The organism is Roseateles sp. NT4 (genome assembly GCF_051857475.1).
GTDB lineage: Bacteria > Pseudomonadota > Gammaproteobacteria > Burkholderiales > Burkholderiaceae_C > Pelomonas.
Genome location: NZ_JBPZGZ010000002.1, coordinates 1,493,290 through 1,513,531 on the forward strand (window position 1 = coordinate 1,493,290; position 20,242 = coordinate 1,513,531).

General features: G+C 70.2%; 18 protein-coding genes. 7 read left to right on the top strand and 11 right to left on the bottom strand.

Features of this window, described 5'->3' with window-relative positions:
• The first annotated feature begins 31 nt into the window (after window positions 1-31).
• Entirely contained in the window at window positions 32-538 is a 507-nt protein-coding gene (locus tag ACS5PN_RS16680) for a GAF domain-containing protein (RefSeq protein WP_439465098.1), read from the top strand.
• Here the strand turns inward: ACS5PN_RS16680 and ACS5PN_RS16685 are convergent.
• Complete coding sequence (locus ACS5PN_RS16685) at window positions 535-1,989, bottom strand: sensor histidine kinase (protein WP_439465099.1); 1,455 nt, start codon at window positions 1,987-1,989, stop codon at window positions 535-537. The genes ACS5PN_RS16680 and ACS5PN_RS16685 overlap by 4 nt on opposite strands.
• Window positions 1,986-2,702, bottom strand: coding sequence for a winged helix-turn-helix domain-containing protein (locus ACS5PN_RS16690; RefSeq protein WP_439465100.1), 717 nt, complete (start codon window positions 2,700-2,702; stop codon window positions 1,986-1,988). Before ACS5PN_RS16690 ends, ACS5PN_RS16685 begins: the two co-directional genes overlap by 4 nt.
• A 119-nt stretch (window positions 2,703-2,821) precedes the next feature.
• On the opposite strand from ACS5PN_RS16690, the gene msrB reads away from it, so the two are divergent.
• From msrB to msrA, 3 genes are read left to right on the top strand one after another with little or no spacing between them, the layout of a single operon-like run.
• Window positions 2,822-3,289, top strand: coding sequence for a peptide-methionine (R)-S-oxide reductase MsrB (gene msrB, locus ACS5PN_RS16695; protein ID WP_439465101.1), 468 nt, complete (start codon window positions 2,822-2,824; stop codon window positions 3,287-3,289).
• Between the two features lie 7 nt (window positions 3,290-3,296).
• Window positions 3,297-5,108: a cytochrome c biogenesis protein DipZ gene (locus ACS5PN_RS16700; RefSeq protein ID WP_439465102.1), complete on the top strand. Its 1,812-nt coding sequence runs from the start codon at window positions 3,297-3,299 to the stop codon at window positions 5,106-5,108.
• Window positions 5,109-5,133: 25 nt separating this feature from the next.
• The gene (gene msrA / locus ACS5PN_RS16705) at window positions 5,134-5,838 is read left to right on the top strand and encodes a peptide-methionine (S)-S-oxide reductase MsrA (RefSeq protein ID WP_439465103.1); all 705 of its coding nucleotides are present in this window, start codon (window positions 5,134-5,136) and stop codon (window positions 5,836-5,838) included.
• On the opposite strand, the gene ACS5PN_RS16710 is transcribed toward msrA, so the two are convergent.
• Window positions 5,822-6,565, bottom strand: a complete 744-nt coding sequence (locus tag ACS5PN_RS16710; protein WP_439465104.1) for a tRNA-uridine aminocarboxypropyltransferase — start codon at window positions 6,563-6,565, stop codon at window positions 5,822-5,824. The genes msrA and ACS5PN_RS16710 overlap by 17 nt on opposite strands.
• Window positions 6,566-6,695: 130 nt before the next feature.
• On the opposite strand from ACS5PN_RS16710, the gene ACS5PN_RS16715 reads away from it, so the two are divergent.
• A complete protein-coding gene (locus ACS5PN_RS16715; RefSeq protein ID WP_439465105.1) occupies window positions 6,696-12,404 on the top strand; it encodes an alpha-2-macroglobulin family protein in 5,709 nt (1,902 codons plus the stop codon).
• Here the strand turns inward: ACS5PN_RS16715 and ACS5PN_RS16720 are convergent.
• The 4 genes from ACS5PN_RS16720 to mnmH all read right to left on the bottom strand — a co-directional run bounded on the left by ACS5PN_RS16720 (window position 12,401) and on the right by mnmH (window position 14,974).
• Window positions 12,401-12,607 (bottom strand): hypothetical protein, encoded by a 207-nt coding sequence (locus ACS5PN_RS16720; RefSeq protein ID WP_439465106.1) that lies wholly within the window; start codon window positions 12,605-12,607, stop codon window positions 12,401-12,403. The genes ACS5PN_RS16715 and ACS5PN_RS16720 overlap by 4 nt on opposite strands.
• A gap of 18 nt (window positions 12,608-12,625) precedes the next feature.
• Window positions 12,626-12,775, bottom strand: coding sequence for a hypothetical protein (locus ACS5PN_RS16725; RefSeq protein ID WP_439465107.1), 150 nt, complete (start codon window positions 12,773-12,775; stop codon window positions 12,626-12,628).
• A 78-nt stretch (window positions 12,776-12,853) separates the two neighbouring features.
• Entirely contained in the window at window positions 12,854-13,918 is a 1,065-nt protein-coding gene (gene selD, locus ACS5PN_RS16730) for a selenide, water dikinase SelD (RefSeq protein WP_439465108.1), read from the bottom strand.
• Between the two features lie 9 nt (window positions 13,919-13,927).
• Entirely contained in the window at window positions 13,928-14,974 is a 1,047-nt protein-coding gene (mnmH, locus tag ACS5PN_RS16735; RefSeq protein WP_439465109.1) for a tRNA 2-selenouridine(34) synthase MnmH, read from the bottom strand.
• Window positions 14,975-15,062: 88 nt separating this feature from the next.
• Between mnmH and sugE the strand changes: the two genes are divergently transcribed.
• Together sugE and ACS5PN_RS16745 are read left to right on the top strand one after the other, a co-directional pair.
• A complete protein-coding gene (gene sugE / locus ACS5PN_RS16740) occupies window positions 15,063-15,377 on the top strand; it encodes a quaternary ammonium compound efflux SMR transporter SugE (protein WP_439465110.1) in 315 nt (104 codons plus the stop codon).
• Window positions 15,374-15,955 (top strand): GNAT family N-acetyltransferase, encoded by a 582-nt coding sequence (locus ACS5PN_RS16745; RefSeq protein ID WP_439465111.1) that lies wholly within the window; start codon window positions 15,374-15,376, stop codon window positions 15,953-15,955. Before sugE ends, ACS5PN_RS16745 begins: the two co-directional genes overlap by 4 nt.
• On the opposite strand, the gene ACS5PN_RS16750 is transcribed toward ACS5PN_RS16745, so the two are convergent.
• The 4 genes from ACS5PN_RS16750 to ACS5PN_RS16765 form a co-directional block, all read right to left on the bottom strand.
• A complete protein-coding gene (locus tag ACS5PN_RS16750; RefSeq protein WP_439465112.1) occupies window positions 15,944-17,413 on the bottom strand; it encodes a CYTH and CHAD domain-containing protein in 1,470 nt (489 codons plus the stop codon). The two genes, ACS5PN_RS16745 and ACS5PN_RS16750, sit on opposite strands and share 12 nt — an antisense overlap.
• Window positions 17,414-17,531: 118 nt before the next feature.
• Window positions 17,532-18,188 carry a glutathione S-transferase gene (locus ACS5PN_RS16755; protein WP_439465113.1) on the bottom strand — a complete coding sequence of 219 codons (657 nt, stop codon included), beginning with the start codon at window positions 18,186-18,188 and terminating at the stop codon, window positions 17,532-17,534.
• Between the two features lie 35 nt (window positions 18,189-18,223).
• Complete coding sequence (locus tag ACS5PN_RS16760; protein WP_439465114.1) at window positions 18,224-19,330, bottom strand: GGDEF domain-containing protein; 1,107 nt, start codon at window positions 19,328-19,330, stop codon at window positions 18,224-18,226.
• A 12-nt stretch (window positions 19,331-19,342) separates the two neighbouring features.
• Window positions 19,343-20,227 (bottom strand): DMT family transporter, encoded by an 885-nt coding sequence (locus tag ACS5PN_RS16765; RefSeq protein WP_439465115.1) that lies wholly within the window; start codon window positions 20,225-20,227, stop codon window positions 19,343-19,345.
• Between the last annotated feature and the right edge of the window lie 15 nt (window positions 20,228-20,242).

Here is a 20,242-nt window from a genome sequence, read left to right on the forward strand (position 1 = left end):
TTCAAACCCACAGCCCCCTCTGAGTCGTGCCATGACCTCGATTGCCTCCGACATGCTCGACATGTCCAGCCCCGACCTGAAGCGCCAAGGCTATGAGCTGCTGAACCGCCAGCTGCAGGCTTTGCTGGAAGGCGAGCGCGACGGCATTGCCAACCTGGCGCAGTTCTCGGCCCTGGTCTACCAGGCCGTGCCCGACCTGAACTGGGCGGGCTTCTATCTGCTGCGTGATACGACGCTGGTGCTCGGCCCTTTCCAGGGCAAGGTGGCCTGCGTGCGCATCCCTGTCGGCCGCGGCGTTTGCGGCGCTTGTGCCGCAACGACGGCGGTGCAGATCGTGCCCGACGTGCACGCATTTCCCGGCCATATCGCCTGCGACAGCGCGTCGAACGCCGAGCTGGTGCTGCCGGTGCTGGTGGACGGGAAGCTGGTAGCCGTGTTCGACCTGGACAGCCCGCTGCTGGGTCGCTTTGACGAACACGACGCCGCGGGCTTCACGGCCCTGGTGGCCACCCTGGTCGCCGGGACCGACTGGCCCTAGAAGGCGGCCGGCAGCGAGAAGCGGAAGCTGGCGCCTCGTCCCGGCGCGTCGACCAGGGTGATGCGCTGGCCGTGCAGTTCCAGGATGCGGTGCACGATGCGCAGGCCCAGCCCGCCGTCGCGGCGCGCGCCGCCGACCGTGAAGGGGCGTTGGAACAGCCCTTCGCGCAGTTCGGGCGCAATGCCCGGGCCGGTGTCGGCCACCGTCACGTCCAGCGCCTCGCCGGCCGGCGCCAGCGTGACTTCGATGACGCCGCCCTCGGGCGTGTGGCGCAGGGCGTTGTCCAGCAGATTGCTCAGGGCCCGCTCGATCAGCCCGAGGTCGGCGCGCACTGGCGCCAGTTGCGGCGGAAAGCTGGCTTTCAGCGCGACGCTGCGGGCTTGGGCGCGCAGCTCGAACTTCTGGAACACATCCTGCACCAGGTCAGGCATCGAGAAGGCTTCGGGGTCGGGCTGCACGAAGCCGTACTCCAGCCGCGCCAGTTCGAACAGGCTTTGCGCCAGCTCGCCCACGCGGCGGCTCTGGTCGATGGCGATCTGCAGATAGCGGCGCCGCTCGCCGGCCTCCAGCGTGGCGTCCTTCAGCAGCAGGGTCTCCAGATAGCCGTGCAGCGAGGACAGCGGCGTGCGCAGGTCGTGAGACACATTGGCGATCAGCTCGCGTCTCTCCTGGTCCTGGCGGGTCAGCGCCTGCCATTGCTCGGTCATGCGCGCCACCATCTGGCGGTAGGCGCCGTCCAGCACGGCGATCTCGTCGCTGCTGTGGGTTGCAACCGGCGGTGGCAGCTCGGGCGGCGGGCCGTGGATGTCGAAGCCGCGCACGGCCTCGGTCAGCCGCCGCAGCGGCCGCGTGATGAGGGTGAAGGCCACCAGGCCCGCGGCTAGGCAGAGCAGGGCCACCATGGCGATGGACCACAGCGCCGTCTTCAGCACCGACTGCGTGGAGCCGCGGGCCGCCAGCTGGTCGTGCGCCTCGCCCAGCAGCACCACATAGATGAAGCCGACGTCGCGGTCGCCCACACGCAGCGGCGCGGCGCTGAAGACCTTGCGGCCCGAAGCGCTGCGCGGGTCGTCGCCGAGGATGGGCAGGGCCTCGTCGGCCAGCAGGCGGCGCACGGGCGCCAGGTCGATGCGGTCGCGCTTGACCCGGCCCTCGGGCGCGGCATGGCCGGCGATGCGGCCATCGGGCTCCAGCAGATAGACCTCGACGCTGGGGTTGACCACCATCAACCGGCCGAACAGGCGGCGCACCGCGTCGGGCATCAGGCCGTTGGCGTCGGTAAGCTGGGTGTCGCGCGCAATGCTGGCGGCGAGATCGCGCGACAGGCCCTGCACCACCTCCAGCTCGTGCATGCGGCTGGAGCGCAGCTGCAGCCAGGCCGAGGTGCCGCTGCACAGCAGCAGCAGCACGGCAAAGACGAGCGACAGGCGCTGCGTGACGGTCAGCCTCATGTCGCGGCTCCGCCTTCAGCGAATTTGTAGCCCCGGCCCCAGACCGTCAGGATGCGTTTCGGGTTGGCCGGGTCGGCCTCGACCTTGGCGCGCAGCCGGTTGATGTGGGTGTTGACGGTGTGCTCATAGCCCTCGTGCTGGTAGCCCCAGACGGCATTCAGCAGGTCCATGCGCGAGAACACCTTGCCGGGCTGGCGGGCGAAGAAATACAGCAGATCGAACTCGCGCGGCGTCAGCTCCAGCGCGGCGCCGTCCAGCCTGGCTTCGCGCGCGATGGGGTCGATCTCCAGGCCGGCGATGGCCAGGCTGCCGGCATCCAGTCTTGCGTTCTGCGCCAGCGCATCGACGCGGCGCAACAGGGCGCGCAGGCGGGCCACCAGCTCCAGCACCGAGAAGGGCTTGGCGAGATAGTCGTCGGCGCCGATCTCCAGCCCCAGGATGCGGTGCACCTCGCTGGAGCGGGCGCTGATGATGATGATGGGCGTGTAGCGCGTCATCGCGCGGGCGCGGCGGCAGATCTCCAGCCCATCCACGCCCGGCAGCATGATGTCCAGCACCAGGGCGTCCCAGCCGCCACGCTCCAGCTGGGCTAGGCCGTCGTCGCCGCGGGCGCAGTGGACGACTTCCAGCCCCTCGTCGCGCAGGTGCAGGGTCAGCAGGTCGGCGATATGGGCGTCGTCCTCGACGAGGAGGATGCGGCGTGGGGCGGTCATGCCCGCATTGTGGGCAGGCTTGGCGCTTTCGAGAGTTCACGAATCGTTGAACTCTTCGTGAGGACTTGCTGACCGCCCCGGCGCACCATCACGTCATCGCCTTTTCCAAGGAGTCGCCCGTGATGCCTCGACGTAACCTGCTGGCCCTGGCCGCTGCCCTGCTGACCGGGAGCCGTGTGCAGGCGGCCGAGACCTTCGAGGTCAATCTCACCGACGCGCAGTGGCGCGAGAAGCTGACGCCGCAGGCCTATGCCGTGCTGCGCCACGAAGGCACCGAGCGCGCCGGCACCAGTCCGCTGAACAACGAGCACCGCGCCGGCACCTTTTCCTGCGCGGGTTGCGCACTGCCGCTGTTTTCGTCCAAGACCAAGTTCGACAGCGGCACCGGCTGGCCCAGTTTCTGGAAGCCGCTGGACAACGCGGTCGCCCAGCGCCAGGACCGCCTGTTCGGCATGGTGCGTACCGAGGTGCACTGCCGCCGCTGCGGCGGCCACCTGGGCCATGTCTTCGACGACGGCCCGCGCCCCACCGGCCTGCGCTACTGCATGAACGGCGTGTCGCTGAGCTTCTCCCCTCAATCTGCCTGAGCCTTCCATGCTGCTGATCCTGCTGGCCTATCTGGGTGGCGTGCTGACCATCCTCAGCCCCTGCGTGCTGCCCGTCCTGCCCTTCGTGTTCGCCCGCGCCGGCCAACCCTTCACCCGCAGCGTGCTGCCCCTGCTGGCCGGCATGGCGCTGACGTTTGCGCTCGTCGCTTCGCTGGCCGCAGTCGGCGGCGGCTGGGTGGTGGCCGCCAACCAGTGGGGCCGTTGGATCGCACTGGCCCTGGTGGCCCTGTTCTCGCTGACGCTGCTGTGGCCCAGCCTGGCCGAGCGGTTGACGAAACCCTTCGTCGCGGTGGGCGCACGTCTGACCGAGCGCGCAGGCCATCAGCCCAGCGTCGGCGGCTCGCTGCTGCTGGGCGTGGCCACCGGCCTGCTGTGGGCACCGTGCGCCGGCCCCATCCTCGGGCTGATCCTGACCGGCGCGGCGCTGGAAGGCGCCAGTGCGCAATCGACGCTGCTGCTGCTGGCCTACGCGGCCGGTGCTGCCACATCGCTGGCCGCGGCCTTGCTGCTGGGTGGCCGCGTGGCCGCGGCGCTGAAGCGCTCGCTGGGCGCCGGAGAATGGCTGCGTCGCGGCCTGGGCTTGGCCATGCTGGCCGGCGTGGCCGCGATTGCCCTGGGTGCCGACACCGGCGTGCTGGCCGAGCTGTCGCTGGCCTCGACGAGCAAGCTGGAGCAACGCCTGGTCGAGCGTTTCTCCGGCGAGCGTCAGCCCGAGGGCGCCATGGCCATGAGCGGCGGACCGGCGATGGCGATGCAAGGCAATGAGGCCATGCAGGGCGGCGCCATGATGGCCATGAGTGGCGGGTCCCACGGCGACGCGGCCCTGCCCATCGAGGGCGTGGCCCCTGGCTTCGACGGCGCGACCCAGTGGCTGAACTCCGCGCCGCTGACGGCAGCCCAGCTGCGCGGCAAGGTCGTGCTGGTCGACTTCTGGACTTATTCCTGCATCAACTGCCTGCGTTCCCTGCCCTATGTGAAGGCCTGGGCCGAGAAATACCGTGACCAGGGTCTGGTCGTCATCGGCGTGCATGCCCCCGAGTTCGCCTTCGAGCGCGATATCGGCAACGTGACCCAGGCCACCAGGAGCCTGGGGCTGAGCTACCCGGTCGCCGTCGACAACGAGTACGCCATCTGGCGCGCCTTCAAGAATCGCTACTGGCCGGCCCATTACCTCATTGATGCCCAGGGCCGGCTGCGCCACCACCACTTCGGCGAGGGCGAATACGCCGAGACCGAGCGCGTCATCCAGCAGCTGCTGCGCGAGACCGGCGCGGCCCAGGGCGCGCAAGGCCTGGTGGAGGTGGATGCCAAGGGCGTGCAGCAAGCCGCGGGCGATGCCGGTGCAGTCGCCTCGCCCGAAACCTATGTCGGCTACCAGCGCGCCGAGAACTTCGCTTCCTCGCCCAAGGCGGTGCCCGACCAGGCGGCGGCCTACACGCTGCCGGCCCAGTTGCCGCTGAACGCCTGGGGCCTGGCCGGCCGATGGACGGTGGGCGAGGAGAAGGCGACGCTCGCCGCACCGGCCGGCCGCATCGTCTACCGCTTCAAGGCGCGCGACCTGCACCTGGTGCTCGGCCCGGATGCCGACGGCAAGCCGGTGCGCTTCAAGGTGCTGCTGGACGGCCAGCCGCCCGGTGCCGCCCACGGCATGGATGTCGCGGCCGACGGCAGCGGCACGGTCACCGAGCAACGCCTCTACCAGCTGATCCGCCAGCCCGGTGACGCGGCCGGCGAACGCAGCTTCAGCATCGAATTCCTGGATCCGGCCGTGTCGGCCTATGCCTTCACCTTCGGTTGAAACCCCTCACTTTGGATCACACGCCATGAACCGCCTTCTGTCCCGTCGATGGATCTGCAACTTCGCTGCCAGTGCGCTCGTGCTCGGCACGGCCAGCGCCTGCGTGGCCGCCGAAGAGCCCGTGCGCATCCCGCCACCGGTCAAGGATCCTGCGCCTGCCAATGCCGGCCCGCAGAAGGCGGTGTTTGCCGGCGGCTGCTTCTGGGGCGTGCAGGGCGTGTTCCAGCACGTCAAGGGCGTGCAGCGCGCCGTGTCAGGCTATGCCGGCGGTTCGGCGGCCATGGCCTCTTACCAGCTGGTCAGCAGCGGCCTCACCGGCCATGCCGAGGCGGTCGAGGTGACCTTCGACCCGGCCCAGGTCAGCTACGGAACGCTGCTGCAGATCTTCTTCTCGGTCGCCCACGACCCGACGCAGCTGAACCGCCAGGGCCCGGACAGCGGCACGCAGTACCGCTCGGCCCTGTTCCCGGCCAACCCGGCCCAGCGCGAAACCGCCCAGGCCTACATCGCCCAGCTGGACGCCGCCAAGCTCTACCCCAGGCCCATCGTGACCAAGCTGGAAGACAAGCTCAGCTTCTTCCCCGCCGAGACCTACCACCAGGACTACCTGACCGAGAACCCGCGCCAGCCCTATATCGTCTTCAACGACCTGCCCAAGGTGGCGGCACTGAAGCGGCTGTTCCCCGAGCGCTACCGGGTCGATCCGGTGCTGGTCAAGCGGGCCGGGTGACGGCCTCTCGCAGGCGCTGATGCGCCTCGCCATCCCAGGCGACGGGCAACTGGTTCTTCGCCTGCAGATAGTGGTGGGTGAAGACGCCCAGATAGGCCTGCAGCGCTTCTTCGGCGGCGGCGTCGCCTGCCAGGTACAGGCAGCGTGCGGCGACTTCGCTGGTGCAGAAATGCTGGCTGCAACGGGAGCGGCGCAGCTTGTACTGCGAGGCTTCGCCGGGCACCAGGCTGAGCACAGGCATGTGGTTCAGGTAGGGGCTGCGGCCGAACATCTTGCGCGCCTCGGACCAGGTGCCGTCCAGCAGGATGAACAGCGGTCGCTTGGGGACGCCGCCCGGGCCGGTGGCCGGCGGCTGGACGGCGTGCACCACGCGCTCCGGCGCGGCGTACTCGCCAGGGAAGACGACGTAGCAATCCCAGGTCGGGTCGCTCAACAGGGCCAGCAGCGCCGGGTCCGGCGTCGTTCGTGACCAGCAGAAGGCGAAGGTGTCCGCCACCAGGTCGGCGATCAGCCAGCCGGTGTTGGTCGGCTTGAGCGGCTCGATGTCGGCCATCAGCAGGCACACGGCCGCGCGCGTGTCGACCGGCGTGCGCAGGGCGCACATGCAATGCGTCGGCGCCAGCCGGCAGCCCTGGCAACGCTCGCTCTTGAAGCCGCCGTGGGCAGAAAAGTACTGGGTGGAATTCGCCAGGCGCGCGGCGCGCAGCAGTGACACGGCATGAGACATGCGTTGATTGTCGGAGCAGCCGAGCAGGGCCCGGCGAAGGCGGTCCTGCGGCTGTGCATGGAGTTTCTTCACCCTGTTTGTGCCCGGGCCACGTACAAAATGACCTGAGAAGCCAAACAGGGAGACGGCATTGGGTCATACGGCATGCGCGGGCTGGGTTCGCAGGGTGGTTGGCGGCGCGCTGGCGCTGGGGGCGTTGGCCGCGCAGGCCGCCGAGCCCATGGCGCGGGTGATCAGCTTCAACCCCCAGGGCTTGGTGCCCGCGGTGCAGCAGATCCGGGCGACCTTCAGCGAGCCCATGCTGCCGCTGGGCAAGGTAGCCGGGCCGGACCCCTTCGAGGAGGCCTGCGAGCTCGAGGGTGACAGCCATTGGGTGGACGACCGCACCTGGGTGATGGACCTGAAGGAGCAGGAGCTGGCGGGCCAGTCCTGCGAGTTCCGCGTCAGGGCGGATCTGCGCTCGCTGGCCGGGCGTGCGGTGGCGGAGCCACGGGTGTTCCGCTTCCAGGTGCCGGTGCTGACGGATGACGTCAAGCGCACCATCGCGGAGATCTTTCCCCAGGGCGGCGCCGACTGGGTCACCGAGGACCAGGTCTTCCTGCTGCGCTATTCGCACCCGCTGGGCCGCACCCCGCCCGATGTGCGCTGCGAAGTGCCGGGCCGCCCCGAGGCGCCCGTGCTGCGCGCGTCTGCCGAGGAGCGCGACGCGCAGAAGAAGCGGATCTCCTGGATGCACCTGCCGGACAACGCGTCTGAGGCCGTGCGCTGCCCCTTCGCCCTGCCTTCGGGCGGCAAGGTGACGCTGCGTCTGGTGCGCGGCGCCTTGAAGCCGCAGTTGCTGGAGTTCAAGGTGCGGCCGGCACCCGCCGTGACGGTGGACTGCCGTCGCGTGGCGCCGCAGGGTGATTGCGCGGCCGGTTTTCCCGTCAGCCTGCGTTTCAACACGGTGATGCCGCAAGCGCTGCTGCAGGCCATCCAGGTGCAGGGGGAGGGCGGCTGGCGCGCCGGCAAGTTGTCGGTGCAGCCCGCCAACGCCTACTCCAGCGGCAGCAGCGAGGTGAGCTTTGCGGCCGACACGTTCAAGCCGGCGGCCGAACACCGCATCCGCTGGCCGGCCCCGGCCCTGGCCGACACGGCAGGTCGGCCGCTGCCGCGCCAGCGTGTGCCGACCAGCATCAGGACCCTGCCTGTGCTGGGCATGGCTTATTTTTCGGCACCGGACATGGCGATACGGCCGTTGCAGGCGGACAACCCGGTGCCGCTCCATCTGCAAGGCTTGGGCTTCGAGACGGTGGTGCGCGAAGCGCGGCTCGGCAATGGCGACGACGTCGCGGCGGACAGCGAATTGCTGCGCTGGATCGGTGTGCAGCAGACCAGCGTGGGCGTGGGCCGCTTCTTCTGGGCTGGCGGCCGGGGGTCTTCGCGAAGGTATTTCAGCCCGCACGAGGCGGCACTGCCGAGCACCGCCGCCGTGCTCGCGCAACAGCCCCTCGGGCCCGCGATGCCGCCGGACGCCCGTCGCGCCCAGGTGAATCTCAAGGGCGCGGGCCTGCATGTGCTGGAGCTGCGGGCTTTTGCAGGCCGGGGCGGCGACGCGAGCGTGGAGCCGGTGTATGACAGCGTCGCCGTGTTGCTGACGCGGCTGGCCGTGCACCTGAAGGCCGCCGAGGAGAGCAGCGCCGTCTGGGTCACGCAGGTGGACAGCGGCGCCCCGGTGCCCGGCGTGTCGCTCCGGGTCTACGACTGTGCGGGCCAACTGGCCTGGCAGGGCGTCAGCGACGCGCGCGGCCTGGCGATGGTCGGTCGCAAGCTGAGCTTGAGATGCGGCGACGGCCACTACGGAGGCGATGTGGGCGTGACCGTCGTGGCCCGCCATAACTGGCCCAATGGTGAGCGCGATGTCTCCCTCGCCAACAGCCGATGGGGCGACGGGCTGCTGGATACCGGTAGCTACCGTGTCGCCGACACCTGGGGGCCGGCGGCCATCCAGGCCCACACGGTGCTGGACCGCACGCTGTTCAAGCCCGGCGAGACGGTGGCCATGCGCCATCTGCTGCGCCGCGAGACGGACACCGGCCTGGCGCTGCCGGCCGCGGCCGAACTGCCGACGCATACCAAGATCCTGCACAACGGCTCGGGCAAGGAATGGACGGTGCCTATCAGCTGGGGCCAGCCGGGCGACGGCACGGCCAGCTTTCCCCTGCCGGCCGACGCGCCGCTGGGCGGCTACCGCGTGATGCTCAAGCTCGACGAACCCGCGCCCCACTACGGGTCGTCGGGGCGCACCACCGGGCAGTTCTCCGTCGAGGCTTTCCGGCTGCCCGCCATGCTCGGCCGCATCGACGCGCCTGCGCGCAAGCTCATCTTTGGCAGCACGCCGGCACTGCAGCTGGCCCTGCACTACGCCGATGGCGGCGCTGCGAAGAACTGGCCCGCCACGCTGAACGTCTACGCGCAAAACCAGAGGCGCTCCACCGCGCCGGAAGGTTATGACGGGAGCGGAGAAATGACGGGGTCGCACAACTACATGCCCCCGCCGCAGCCCGTCCAGCTGCTGTTGCACACCCAGGCGCTGCAGCTCGACGCCCAGGGCCGCGCGCAGGTGGCCCTGCCCGTGTTGCCGACGCTCGGGCAGCCTTATCTGTTGCATGCCGAGCTGAGCTACCAGGACCCCAACGGCGAAGCGCAGACGCTGTCACAGGACTTCGACGTGCAAGCCAGCTCGTGGACGGCCGGTGTGCGCACGGTGGGCCCCGCGGTCGTGCAGCGGCCCCTGGAATTGCAGGGCCTGTTGCTGGACGAGAACGGTGCCCGCCTGGCCGGCCAGACGGTGCGCATCACCGCGGTTCACAAGGCGCGCTGGGACTCCGACCAGGTGCAATCCCTGGGCGAGGTCTGCCAGGGCGTCACCGACGCGAATGGCGAGCTGCGGTGCAGCTTCGTGCCGCCCGAGGGTGGCCAGTACCAGTTCACGCTGACGGCGGCGGACACGGCGGGCCGCTTGGCCATGGCGCGCAGCGCCGTCGCGGCTCCGAACGATCGCACCCCGCCGGCCCAGCCGCTGTTCGCTCACGCGAACAAGCCGCTGTATCGCGTGGGCGAGGTGGCGGAGCTCAGCATCACGAGTCCGTTCCGGCGCTCACGCCTGTGGCTGACCATCGAGCGCCAGGGCATCCTGGAATCCCGTCTGCTGGAGCTGGACGCCGCGCAGAGCCGCATCCAGCTGCCCATCCCGCGCGAGTGGTCGGGCAATGTGGCGGTGTCCCTGCTGGCCCTCGATGCCAGCGATGTCGACCGGCCATCGGGCGTCACCGCCATGGCCACCGGCATCGTGCCGCTGGTGGTGTCCACCGATGCGCATGCGCTGCGCATCACCGTCAAGCCCGACCGCCCGCGCTACCAGCCGCGCGACAACGCCAGCGTGCGCATCCACGTCGCCAGCCCCGACAGCAGTCCGCTGCCGGCCGTGCGCCGGCTCAGCTTCGTGGCCGTCGACGAGGCCCTGCTGAGCCTGAAGGACAACCCGACCTGGGACTTGCTGGCCCGCATGCTGCGGCCGCGCCTGCATGGCGTGCAGACGGCCAGCAGCCTGCCCATGAATCCGCCGGTGGATGCCGCCGCCATGCGGCCGTCGGCGGAGACGGCGCTGATGGACATGCTGCTGCGAGCGGCGGAACGCGCGCGGGACCCACTGCGCCTGGAGTCCGCGCCGGCGCCTGTCGCCGCGCGTGCCGCGATGGCAGGAGAAGCCCGGCTGGAAAGCGTGCAGGTGACAGGCAGCCGTGTTGCCGGAGCCGACGAGGCACCGGCGCCCAGCCGCAAGCTGCTCGAGTCGTTGCTGATCTGGCAGGCCGATGTGCCGCTGGACGACAACGGCGACGCCGTGGTGAGCATCCCCATCAAGGACGCCCTGAGCCGCTTCCGCCTCGTCGCCGTGGCCAGCGCGGGCACGGACGACTTCGGCACCGGCAGCGCCGTGCTGGACGTCGTCAAGGACATCCAGCTCACGGCCGGTCTGCCGCCGCAGGTCCGCAATGGCGACCGCTTTGCGGCCCTCGTGACCGTGCGCAACACGTCCGGCGGCGTCATCGCGCTGCAGGCCACGGCACGCCTTGCGGGCCAGGCGGCGCTGCCGGCCCAGCCGCTGCGCCTGGCCGCCGGCGAATCGCGCCAGATCAGCTGGATGGTGCGCGTGCCCAAGGACGTCAAGGCCCTGGACTGGACCTTCGCGGCCCGTGAGAGCGGCGGTGCGAAGCGGCAGGATGTGCTCGAGGTCTCGCAGCAGGTCGAGCCCGCCGTGCCCGTCACGGTGCAGGCCGCCACGCTGTCCCAGGTCGAGGGCAGCTTCGATGTACCGGCCTTCGGCTTCGACAGCGCCCAGGCCAGCTCCGCCCGCGTGTCCGTGCAACTGCTGCCCTCCCTGGCCGGCAACCTGGGCGGTGTGCGGGACTGGTTGACCGCCTACCCCTACCGCTGCCTGGAGCAGAGCGCCTCGCGCGCCATCGGCATGCACGACCGCGCGGCCTGGGATGCGGCCATGGCCAGCCTGCCCCTCTACCTGGACGGCGACGGCCTCGCCAACTACTTCCCTCGCGACCAGTCGACGAACTGGCAGGGTAGCGACACGCTGACGGCCTATCTGTTGAACGTGGCCGACATCTCGGGCTGGTCCATTCCCGACGCCGAGCGCGACCGCATGCTGAAGGCGCTGGAGGGCTTTGCCGCGGGCAGGCTGCAGCGAGCTTTCTGGGCACCACGCGACGACGCCCTGGCCCGCAGGGTCACCGCGATGGCGACGCTGGCCCGCTACCAGCGCCTCACCGCCGCCCAGGTCGAGGCCGTGCGCATCGACCCCGACGAGTGGACCACCGGCATGCTGATCGACTGGCTCACCGTGCTGAGGAAGACCAACGCCACGCCGGCCGCACAGGACGCCGCGCAGCACGCGCTGCGCGCCCGCCTGAGCTACCAGGGCCGCCGCATGGTCTTCTCCACCGAGGCGCGCGACTACTGGTGGTGGCTGATGAGCCATGGCGACGTCGATGCCGCCCGCCTGCTGCTGGCGGTGGCCGACCTGCCCGACTGGAAGCCCGACCTGCCGCGCCTGCTCAGCGGCCTGCTCAGCCGCCAGCAGAAGAACGGCGCCTGGGCCACCACCACGGCCAATGCCTGGGGCACCCTGGCCGTCGATGCCTTCGCGCGGGCGCTGGAGCCCGTGCCGGTGGCGGGCGAGACGCGCATCAGCCTGGGCCGGCAGCAGCAGACCTTCAGCTGGAGCGACGGGGGCAGCAAGTCCCTGGACGCCGGACTGGACAAGGCCAGCGATGCCTTGCACATCCAGCACCAGGGCCCAGGCGCGCCCTGGGCTTCGGTGGAGGTGAGGGCCGCCGTGCCGCTGACGCAGGCCCGCTTTGCCGGCTATCGTGTCAGCCGCAGCATCAGCCCGGTGCAGCAGAAGGTGGCCGGCCAATGGCATGTGGGCGACATCCTGCGCGTGCGCCTGGACATCCGTGCCCAGGCCGACATGAGCTGGGTGGTGGTCAACGACCCGGTGCCTGCCGGCGCCAGCATCCTCGGCGCCGGCCTGGGCCGTGATTCCGCCGCCGCCGTGGCGGGCGAGGAGGGCAGGCTCGGGGCCTGGCCGCTCTACCAGGCGCGCGACTTCACGTCCTTCAAGTCCTTCTACCGCTATGTGCCGCGGGGCGAGTTCAGCCTCGAGTACACGGTGCGCCTGAACAACCCGGGCCAGTTCGTGCTGCCGCCCACCCGCGTGGAGGCCATGTATGCGCCCGAGGTCTTTGGCGAGGTGCCGAATGCCGTGTTCGCCGTCGAGCCCTAGTCCACGATGAACTCGTCGCTGCCGGGGCGATGGCTGCCGTGGAAGACCTGATGCCCCGTGCCGCGCTGCTGCGCTTCGGCCTGGGCCTCGGCCGCGTGGGCGTGGAAGCTGACGAAATCGCCGGGCAGTGCCTCCTTGACCCTCAGCACCATCCAGCCCTTGACCCAACCCGGATGCAATGCATCTGCCTGCAAGCTTTCCATGTTTTCTCCTGACGCGGCTCAGTGCCGCTTGAAATATTGCACCTCTCGCTCGTGCTTCTCCGCCTGTTCGCGCGTGTCAAAGGTGCCCAGATTCCTGCGCTTGCCCGTCTTGGGATCGGGCTTGCGGGAATAGAGGCGGTACTGACCGCTGACGAGCTTGCGGATCACGGCTTGCTCCTTGAGGGACAAGCCCAGTTTTCGCTGCCTCGGCAGCTTTGTGTGTAGGACGAGGCCGCCGGCCGCGCTTCAGCCCAGGTGCAGGCGGGGGCCCTGCGGCCCCGCGGTCGTGACCGCGCCGATGTCGGCCGCGGCGCCAAAGCCATGGCGGCGGAAGACCTCCAGCACCTCAGCCACCGCGCCGGCATCGCAGGACACCAGCAGCCCGCCGCTGGTCTGGGGGTCGGTCAGCAGCGCGCGGTCGACGGCCGCAAAGCCGTCGGGCAGCACCACCTCGGCGCCATAGCCCGCCCAGTTGCGCCCCGACGCGCCGGTGACCATGCCGCGCTCGGCGAGTTCACGCACTTCGGGCAGCAGGGGCACGCGGGCCCATTCGATATCGACATTGGCGCCAGCGCCGCGGGCCAGTTCCAGCGCATGGCCGGCCAGGCCAAAGCCCGTCACATCGGTCATGGCATGAACGCCGTCCAGCGCAGCCAGGTCCGGCCCCGGCGTGTTGAGCTGGGTCGTGGTCGCCACCATCCGCGCATAGCCCTCGGCCGACAGTGCCTCCTTCTTCAGCGCCGCCGACAGCACGCCCACGCCCAGCGGCTTGCCCAGCACCAGCCGGTCGCCCACGCGCGCATCCGCATTGCGCTTGATGCGCTTGGGATGCACCACGCCCAGGGCGACGAGGCCGTAGATGGCCTCGACCGAATCGATGGTGTGGCCGCCCGCGATCGGGATGCCCGCCGCGCTGCAGACCGACTCGCCACCCGCCAGGATGCGGCCGATGACGTCGACCGGCAGCACATTGATGGGCATGCCGACCAGGGCCAGGGCCATGATGGGCTTGCCGCCCATGGCATAGACGTCGCTGATGGCATTGGTCGCGGCGATGCGCCCGAAGTCGAAGGGGTCGTCGACGATGGGCATGAAGAAGTCCGTCGTCGCGATCAGCGCGATGTCGTCGGTCAGCTGGTAGACGGCGGCGTCGTCGGCCGTCTCGATGCCCACCAGCAGCTGCGGCGGTGCCGGGAAGTTGCGCGTGTTCTTCAGGATCTCGCTGAGCACGCCGGGCGCGATCTTGCAGCCGCAGCCGCCACCGTGGGACAGTGAGGTCAGGCGGGGTACGGTGGGAGAGTTTTGATTCATGGTGGCCACCTAAGGCATTGAAGCGATGCGCCGTGCCAGGCCTTGGATGCCGGCATCCGACAGGTCCTCGCACGGCAGGCGCTGGGCGTCGGGCAGGCCGGCGAGATGGCGGCCCTGCGAGCGGGCATAGAGGGGGTCGTAGTGCCGGGCCATCAGGGCCTCGAACAGCGGCGGCAGGGCGCCTTCCAGCGCCCAGGCCTGCCACTGCGCCAGCACCTCCTTGGGCAGCAGCTCGCGCAGCGTGCCCAGCTTGTCGGCCAGGCCCTGCGGGTCGTCACCCAGCCAGGCGTAGTCGCGCAGCAGATAGGCCAGCCGCGCCGCGGGCGTGGCGGCGATCTCGACGACGGGGCTTTCGCGCAGACGCTGCAGCAGCGGCTCGGGCACGGTGATGCGGCCGATGCGCCGGCTCTCGGCCTCGACCCAGACACGGCGCTTCAGGTCCAGGCCGGCGAGGCGGTGCATCAACTGGGTCTCGAAGCCCTTCTGCGACGGTTGCGGCCGGCCCGGCACCGCACCCAGCACCGAGCCGCGATGGGCGGCCAGATCTTCGAGGTCGAGGACCTGCTCACCCTCGACGGCAAGCGCCTGCAGCACCCGCGTCTTGGCGCTGCCGGTGGGGCCGCACAGCACGTGCAACTGCAACTGCGGCGCGCGCTGGGCGATCTGCTCGATGACATGGGCCCGCCAGGCCTTGTAGCCGCCCTTGAGCTGCTGGGCGTCCCAGCCCACCAGCCTCAGCCAGTTGACGAAGCTGCCGCTGCGCAGGCCGCCGCGCCAGCAATAGACGAGGGGGCGCCAGTCCCGGGTCTTGTCATGGAAGAGGCTGTCGAGATGGCGGGCGATGTTGCGCGCCACCATGGCGCCGCCGATCTTGCGCGCTTCGAAGGCCGAGACCTGCACATAGGTCGTGCCGACGATGCGGCGCTCGTCGTCATCCAGCACCGGGCAGTTGATGGCGCCGGGGATGTGGTCCAGCGCGTACTCCGCCGGCGAGCGCGCGTCGATGAGGACGTTGAACTCGCCCAGCTCCTGGACTGTCGTCGGCTTGTGGCTCATGGGCGCAAGCGTAAGCCAACCCCATCGGGCCCTGGAGATCCGGGTCCGGCCAGAATCGCGTCGAGGTATTGCTGAAGGAAGAAAGCAGATGGCCTGGATCGTTCTCGTCATTGCCGGCCTGCTCGAGGTCGGCTGGGCCATCGGCCTGAAATACACCGAGGGCTTCACCAAGCCCTGGCCCAGCGTGGCGACGGCCGCCTGCATGATCGCCAGCCTGTGGCTGCTCGGCATCGCGATGAAGACGCTGCCGGTGGGCACGGCCTATGGCGTCTGGGTGGGCGTCGGCGCGGTCGGTACCGTCGTGCTGGGCATCTTCCTGCTCGGCGAGCCGGCCAACCCGGCACGGCTGATCAGCGTCGGGCTCATCGTGGCCGGCATCGTGGGGCTGAAGCTGTCGTCATGAAGCTCACCGTGCATGCGCTGACGCCCGAGCGCTGGCCCGACCTGGAGGCCGTGTTTGAGGCCCGGGGCTGCTCGGTGGCGCGCGGCTGCTGGTGCATGTACTACCGCGTGACGGGCAAGGGCGCCTACACGCGGCCCAGCGAGGCGCAGCGCCAGCTGGCCCATGACGCGTTGAAGCAACTGGCCGCGCAGGACCCGCCGCCCGGCCTGCTCGGCTATCACGGCGACACGCCCGTGGGCTGGGTGTCGCTGGGGCCGCGCGAGGACTACGCCAAGCTGCGCCGCTCGCCGGCCATGAAGGCGGTGGACGACCGGCCGGTCTGGTCCATCGTCTGCCTTGTCGTGCCGTCGGCCTGCCGCGGGCAGGGCGTCGCGACGGCCCTGCTGAAAGGCGCCGTCGCCTATGCCCGCAAGCGCGGCGTGAAGCTGGTGGAGGCCTACCCGGTCGACAAGGCCAAAGAAGGGGCGCCGGACGCGCCCTGGTTCGGCTCGCTGGCCATGTTCGACGCACTGGGTTTCGAGGAAGTGGCGCGGCACCAGCCGGCGCGGCCCATCGTCAGGTTGAAGCTAGCGAGGTAGGTTCTCGACGGCGGCCAGATGGTCGAGCTCGTCGCGCGCCTTTTCGCGCGCTTCGGCCAGCCGTGCCGTCAGCCAGCCGACGGCAAACCAGGCAGCCGGGTCGCTCGCCACCAGGGCCTGGTAGCGGTCGCGGGCGACGACGAGGTCGTTGATCTCGCCCAGGGCCTGCTGGGCCCCGGCCAGGGCCTGCAGATGGCGGGCGGTGGCCTTGTGCGGCAGCAGCGGTGCGAAGAACTCCAGGGCATAGCGCTGGCGCTTGGCGTGCTTGCGCAAGCTGTGCAGGGCCGTGGGCTCGAGTTCGTCGAAGCGGTGGCAGCCGTCCACCAGGGCCTTGTGCCAGCGGCGCAACCGCTTGCGGGCCAGGCGCTTCAGTGGGTCCGGCGGCGCGTCCAGGGGCGTGTGCAGAGGTTGAAGGCCGGCGCGCCAGGTGATCCAGGCCAGCAGCAGACGCTGGATGGCGTCGCTGCGGATCAAGGCGCAGAGGTCGGTAGCGCCGGCGTCGCCGGGCAGGACCAGCGGCGGAGCACCGGCGCGCTGAAGTTCGGCGGCGACGCCGCTGCCCAGCACATCGCGGTCGCGCGCCTTGCCGAGTTCGGCAAACAGTTGTCGCAAGCCGTCCACCAGGTCCGCGGGCGGCTCGGCCACCCAGCCGCGGAAGGCGCGCAGCGCGCTGCGCAGCCGGCGGATGGCGACGCGCATTTGATGCACATGCCCGGTACGCAGCTCGGGGTCGCCCTCGGCCAGGCCGATGGCATTGCGGCCGACATGGGCCAGGCATTCGTCGACCACGGCACCGAAGGCCTCGAGGGGGCTGGCGTCTTCGTCATAGCGCGGCGTCCTGGCCTTGCGCAGTGGCGGGTGGGCCGAGCCTGCCGCCAGGGCGTGGCCGCGTTCGGCCTTGTTGTGCGGGTCGTAGAGCAGGCCGAAGCGGTGGCGCCAGCGCTCGACCAGGCCGAGCATGGCAACCGGTGAGCCCGACACCAGCTCGAACTCGATTTCGCAGAGCTTGTGCACCACCGTGCCGGCCGTCAGCCGGCCCTCATCCAACGCGATGTCGACCGCGGCGCCGCGCGTGCGCACACAGCGCATCAGGCGGCGCTGCTGGAGCTGGAAGCGCAGGCCCACGGCCTCGGAGTGCAACTCCAGCAGCCGCCGCCCCGGCGCTGTCTCCGCGTGGGCCTGCGGGTCGAGACTGGCGTCGGGGCGTTCGACCTCGTGCTCGAAGCGCTCCAGCGCGCCGGCGCCAGCCGACTTCAACCCCTGCACCCAACGCCGGCCTTCGCGGCGCATGCGCCAGGCCAGGCCGGCACGCGCGAGCTGCCGGTCCGGCGTGTCGAAATAGGCGTCGATCAGCGAGACGCGCCGCGGCGTGCCCCGCGCCGTCAGCTCGGCCACCAGCGCGGCCCGCGCAGCGGCAGGGACGAGGAACTTCAGTTCGATCTCGACGTGTTCAGCCATCGAGGTCATTGTCGGCGGCGTGCGGGCCGAGCGCCGGGCCGCTCCCTAGCCGGCCCGCGTTGGCGATGTGCTTGCTTGTCAACCCGGCAAGCATCGCCGTCCCCTCGGGCGAGGGGCTTCAGGTTCTTCCGAGCGACCGCTCCTGGTCGGCCTTGCGGTCGGCGGCGACTTTCAGGGCGTGCGGGCGCTCGCCGATCAGCTTGGCATAGGGCTTCCAGTCGATGCCGGCGGCGGCCAGGAAGTCTTCGCCATAGATGATCTTGGTCGTCATGCCCACCAGCGGCAGGCTGACCCAACCGGCGCAGTCGGCCAGCGTGAAGGTGTCGCCGGCCAGATAGGGGCCGAACTTGGCCAGGCGCTTGAAGGCCTGGATGTGCTCGGGCAGCACGCGGGCGACGCGCTTCTTGGTGCCGTCGCTGACCTGGCCGCCGAAATAGGCCTCGGCATACAGCTCGCGCACGACCAGCTCCAGGTGCAGCTCCACATAGGTGATCAGTTCGCGCACCTTGGCCGCTTCATACGGGTGGGCGGGGATCAGCTTGGGCGTCTCGGGGTAGGCCGACTCCAGGTATTCGACGATGGCCTGGCTCTCGCACAGCGGGCCGTGGGGCGTCTTGATGAAGGGCACCTTGCCCAGCGGTGAGCAGCTCAGCACGGCCTCTTCGTGGGAATGCGTCTTCACGTATTCCTCGGTGAAGGGAATGCCTTTCTCCAGCAGGACCAGCTTGGCCTTGTTGTAGTAGTTCGAGAGCGGAATGCCGCAGAGGGTGATCATCGAAAGTCTCCTGGTTTGCCGTGTCTGGCTGGGGCTCAGCCGAGCTGAAGCTGGTTGCGGCCCGCGTGCTTGGCAGCGTAGCAGGCAGCATCCACGCGCTGCAGCCAGCGTGGCGGGTCGGCGTCCCGCGTGAGGTCGGCGCGGCCCAGGCCCAGGCTGACGGTCAGCGCGATGCGCTGGCCTTCATGGGTACAGGACGAAGCCTCCACGTGGGCGCGGAACTGTTCGGCATGGGCCTGCGCTTCGGCCAGCTCGCAGTCCAGCATCAGCACGACGAATTCTTCACCGCCGATCCGCGCCGGATGGTCACCTGCGCGACGGAAGTGCTCGCGCAGCAGTTGCGCGAAATGACGCAGGCAGGCGTCGCCGGCCGCGTGGCCGTAGTGGTCGTTGACGCGCTTGAAGTGGTCCAGGTCGGCCGCGACCAGGCACATCGGTGCGTCCACACGCCGTGCGCGTTGCCAGGCCTCGGCCACACGCAGCTCGTAGTCGCGCCGGTTGGGCAGGCCCGTCAGGTCGTCCTCGCGCGTCAGCCTCTCGATGACGGCACGGCTCTCGCGCAGCTGCTGCTCCCCTTCCAGCTGCGCCGCAAAGCCGCGCGCCGAACGCAGCAGGGCCAGCAGCAGGTAGAGGCCATAGATCAGCAGGGTCACGGCCAGCGGGCGCAGCGGCGCCAGCGTCAGCAGCCAGGCACAGGCCGGCAGCAGCAGCAGGGCCAGCGAGACCAGGGCCTGGAGCGGCATCAGGCCCAGGGCCTCGCTGATGGCGGTGCCATAGGCCACCGTGCACAGCAGGCCCGTCAGCATCGCGGTGCTGCTGCCGCCTTCGAGGCTGCCCGTGCGTGCCAGCACGAGGGACCACAGCAGGCAGCCGGCGTGGATCAGCAGCCAGTGGTGGCGCTGCCAGGCTGCCAGCGACCCGTTGTCGGGCACGCGGTGCCGCCGCCGCAGCCACAGCATCAGCACGAACGCCGGCAGCGCCACGGCGTGCAGCACGGCGGCAGGCCAGCTGTAGCCGCCCAGCCCCATCAGCAGCCCGCAGCCGGCCGCATAGAAGGCCGGCCCGATGGCCGAACGCTGATAGAGCTCGGTGCACAGCCGCCGTTCGCGGTAGCTGCTGGCGTCGACGGCGATCATGGGCATGCGCTCAGCCTATCAGCGGTTCACCAGCACGATGCCCACCGCGAGGGCCACCAGGGCGGCCACCAGCCGTGGGCTGATGCCCTCGCCCAGCAGCAGGGCGCCGGCCACCAGGCCAAACAGCGGCGTGCTCAGCGTGAAGACGGACAGCTTGGTGGCGGCGTAGTGGCGCACCAGCCAGAACCAGGCCAGGTAGCTGGCGAAGCTGACGACGACGGCCTGGAAGCCGAACAGGCCGATGAGGCGCGGCGACCAGTGCAGCGGCAGGGGCTCGCCGGCCCACAACGCGGCGGCGCACAGGGCCAGGGCGGAAATGCCCAGCTGGTAGAGCAGGGTCTTCTCGGCCGGCGCCGAGCTGAGCTTGGTTGCGCGGATGGCCAGCGTCGTGCCGCCCCACAGCACGGCAGCGGCCACGCCCAGGGCGTCGCCCCACCATTGCAGGGGCGTGCCGGGCGCCGAGAAGCCTTCCGCGAAGGCAAAGGCCATGGCGCCGAAGGCCAGCACCAGCCCACCCCATTGCCGCATTGACAGCGCCTCGCCGCGTGCAATCCAGGGCATGCCCAGGGCGACGACAAAGGGCGCCAGATAGATGAAGACCACCATGCGCGAGGCGCTGGTGTATTGCAGGCCGACAAAGATGCAGCCGAACTCGGCCGCGAACAGCAGGCCGGCCAGCACGCCGCCGAACAGGCTGCCGTCGCGCTCGAACAGCTGGATTCCGCGCGACATCGACCACAGCCAGACCAGCAGCCCCGCGACGACCGAGCGCAGCCCCGCCTGCCACAACGGCGTGATCTCGGTCAGTGCCGCCTTGGCGGCGACCTGGTTGATGCCCCAGAGCAGGCAGCACAGCAGCAGCAGGGCGATGGCACGGGAGTCCAGTTGGGTCTGACGGGTCATGGCCTCTATGCTGCC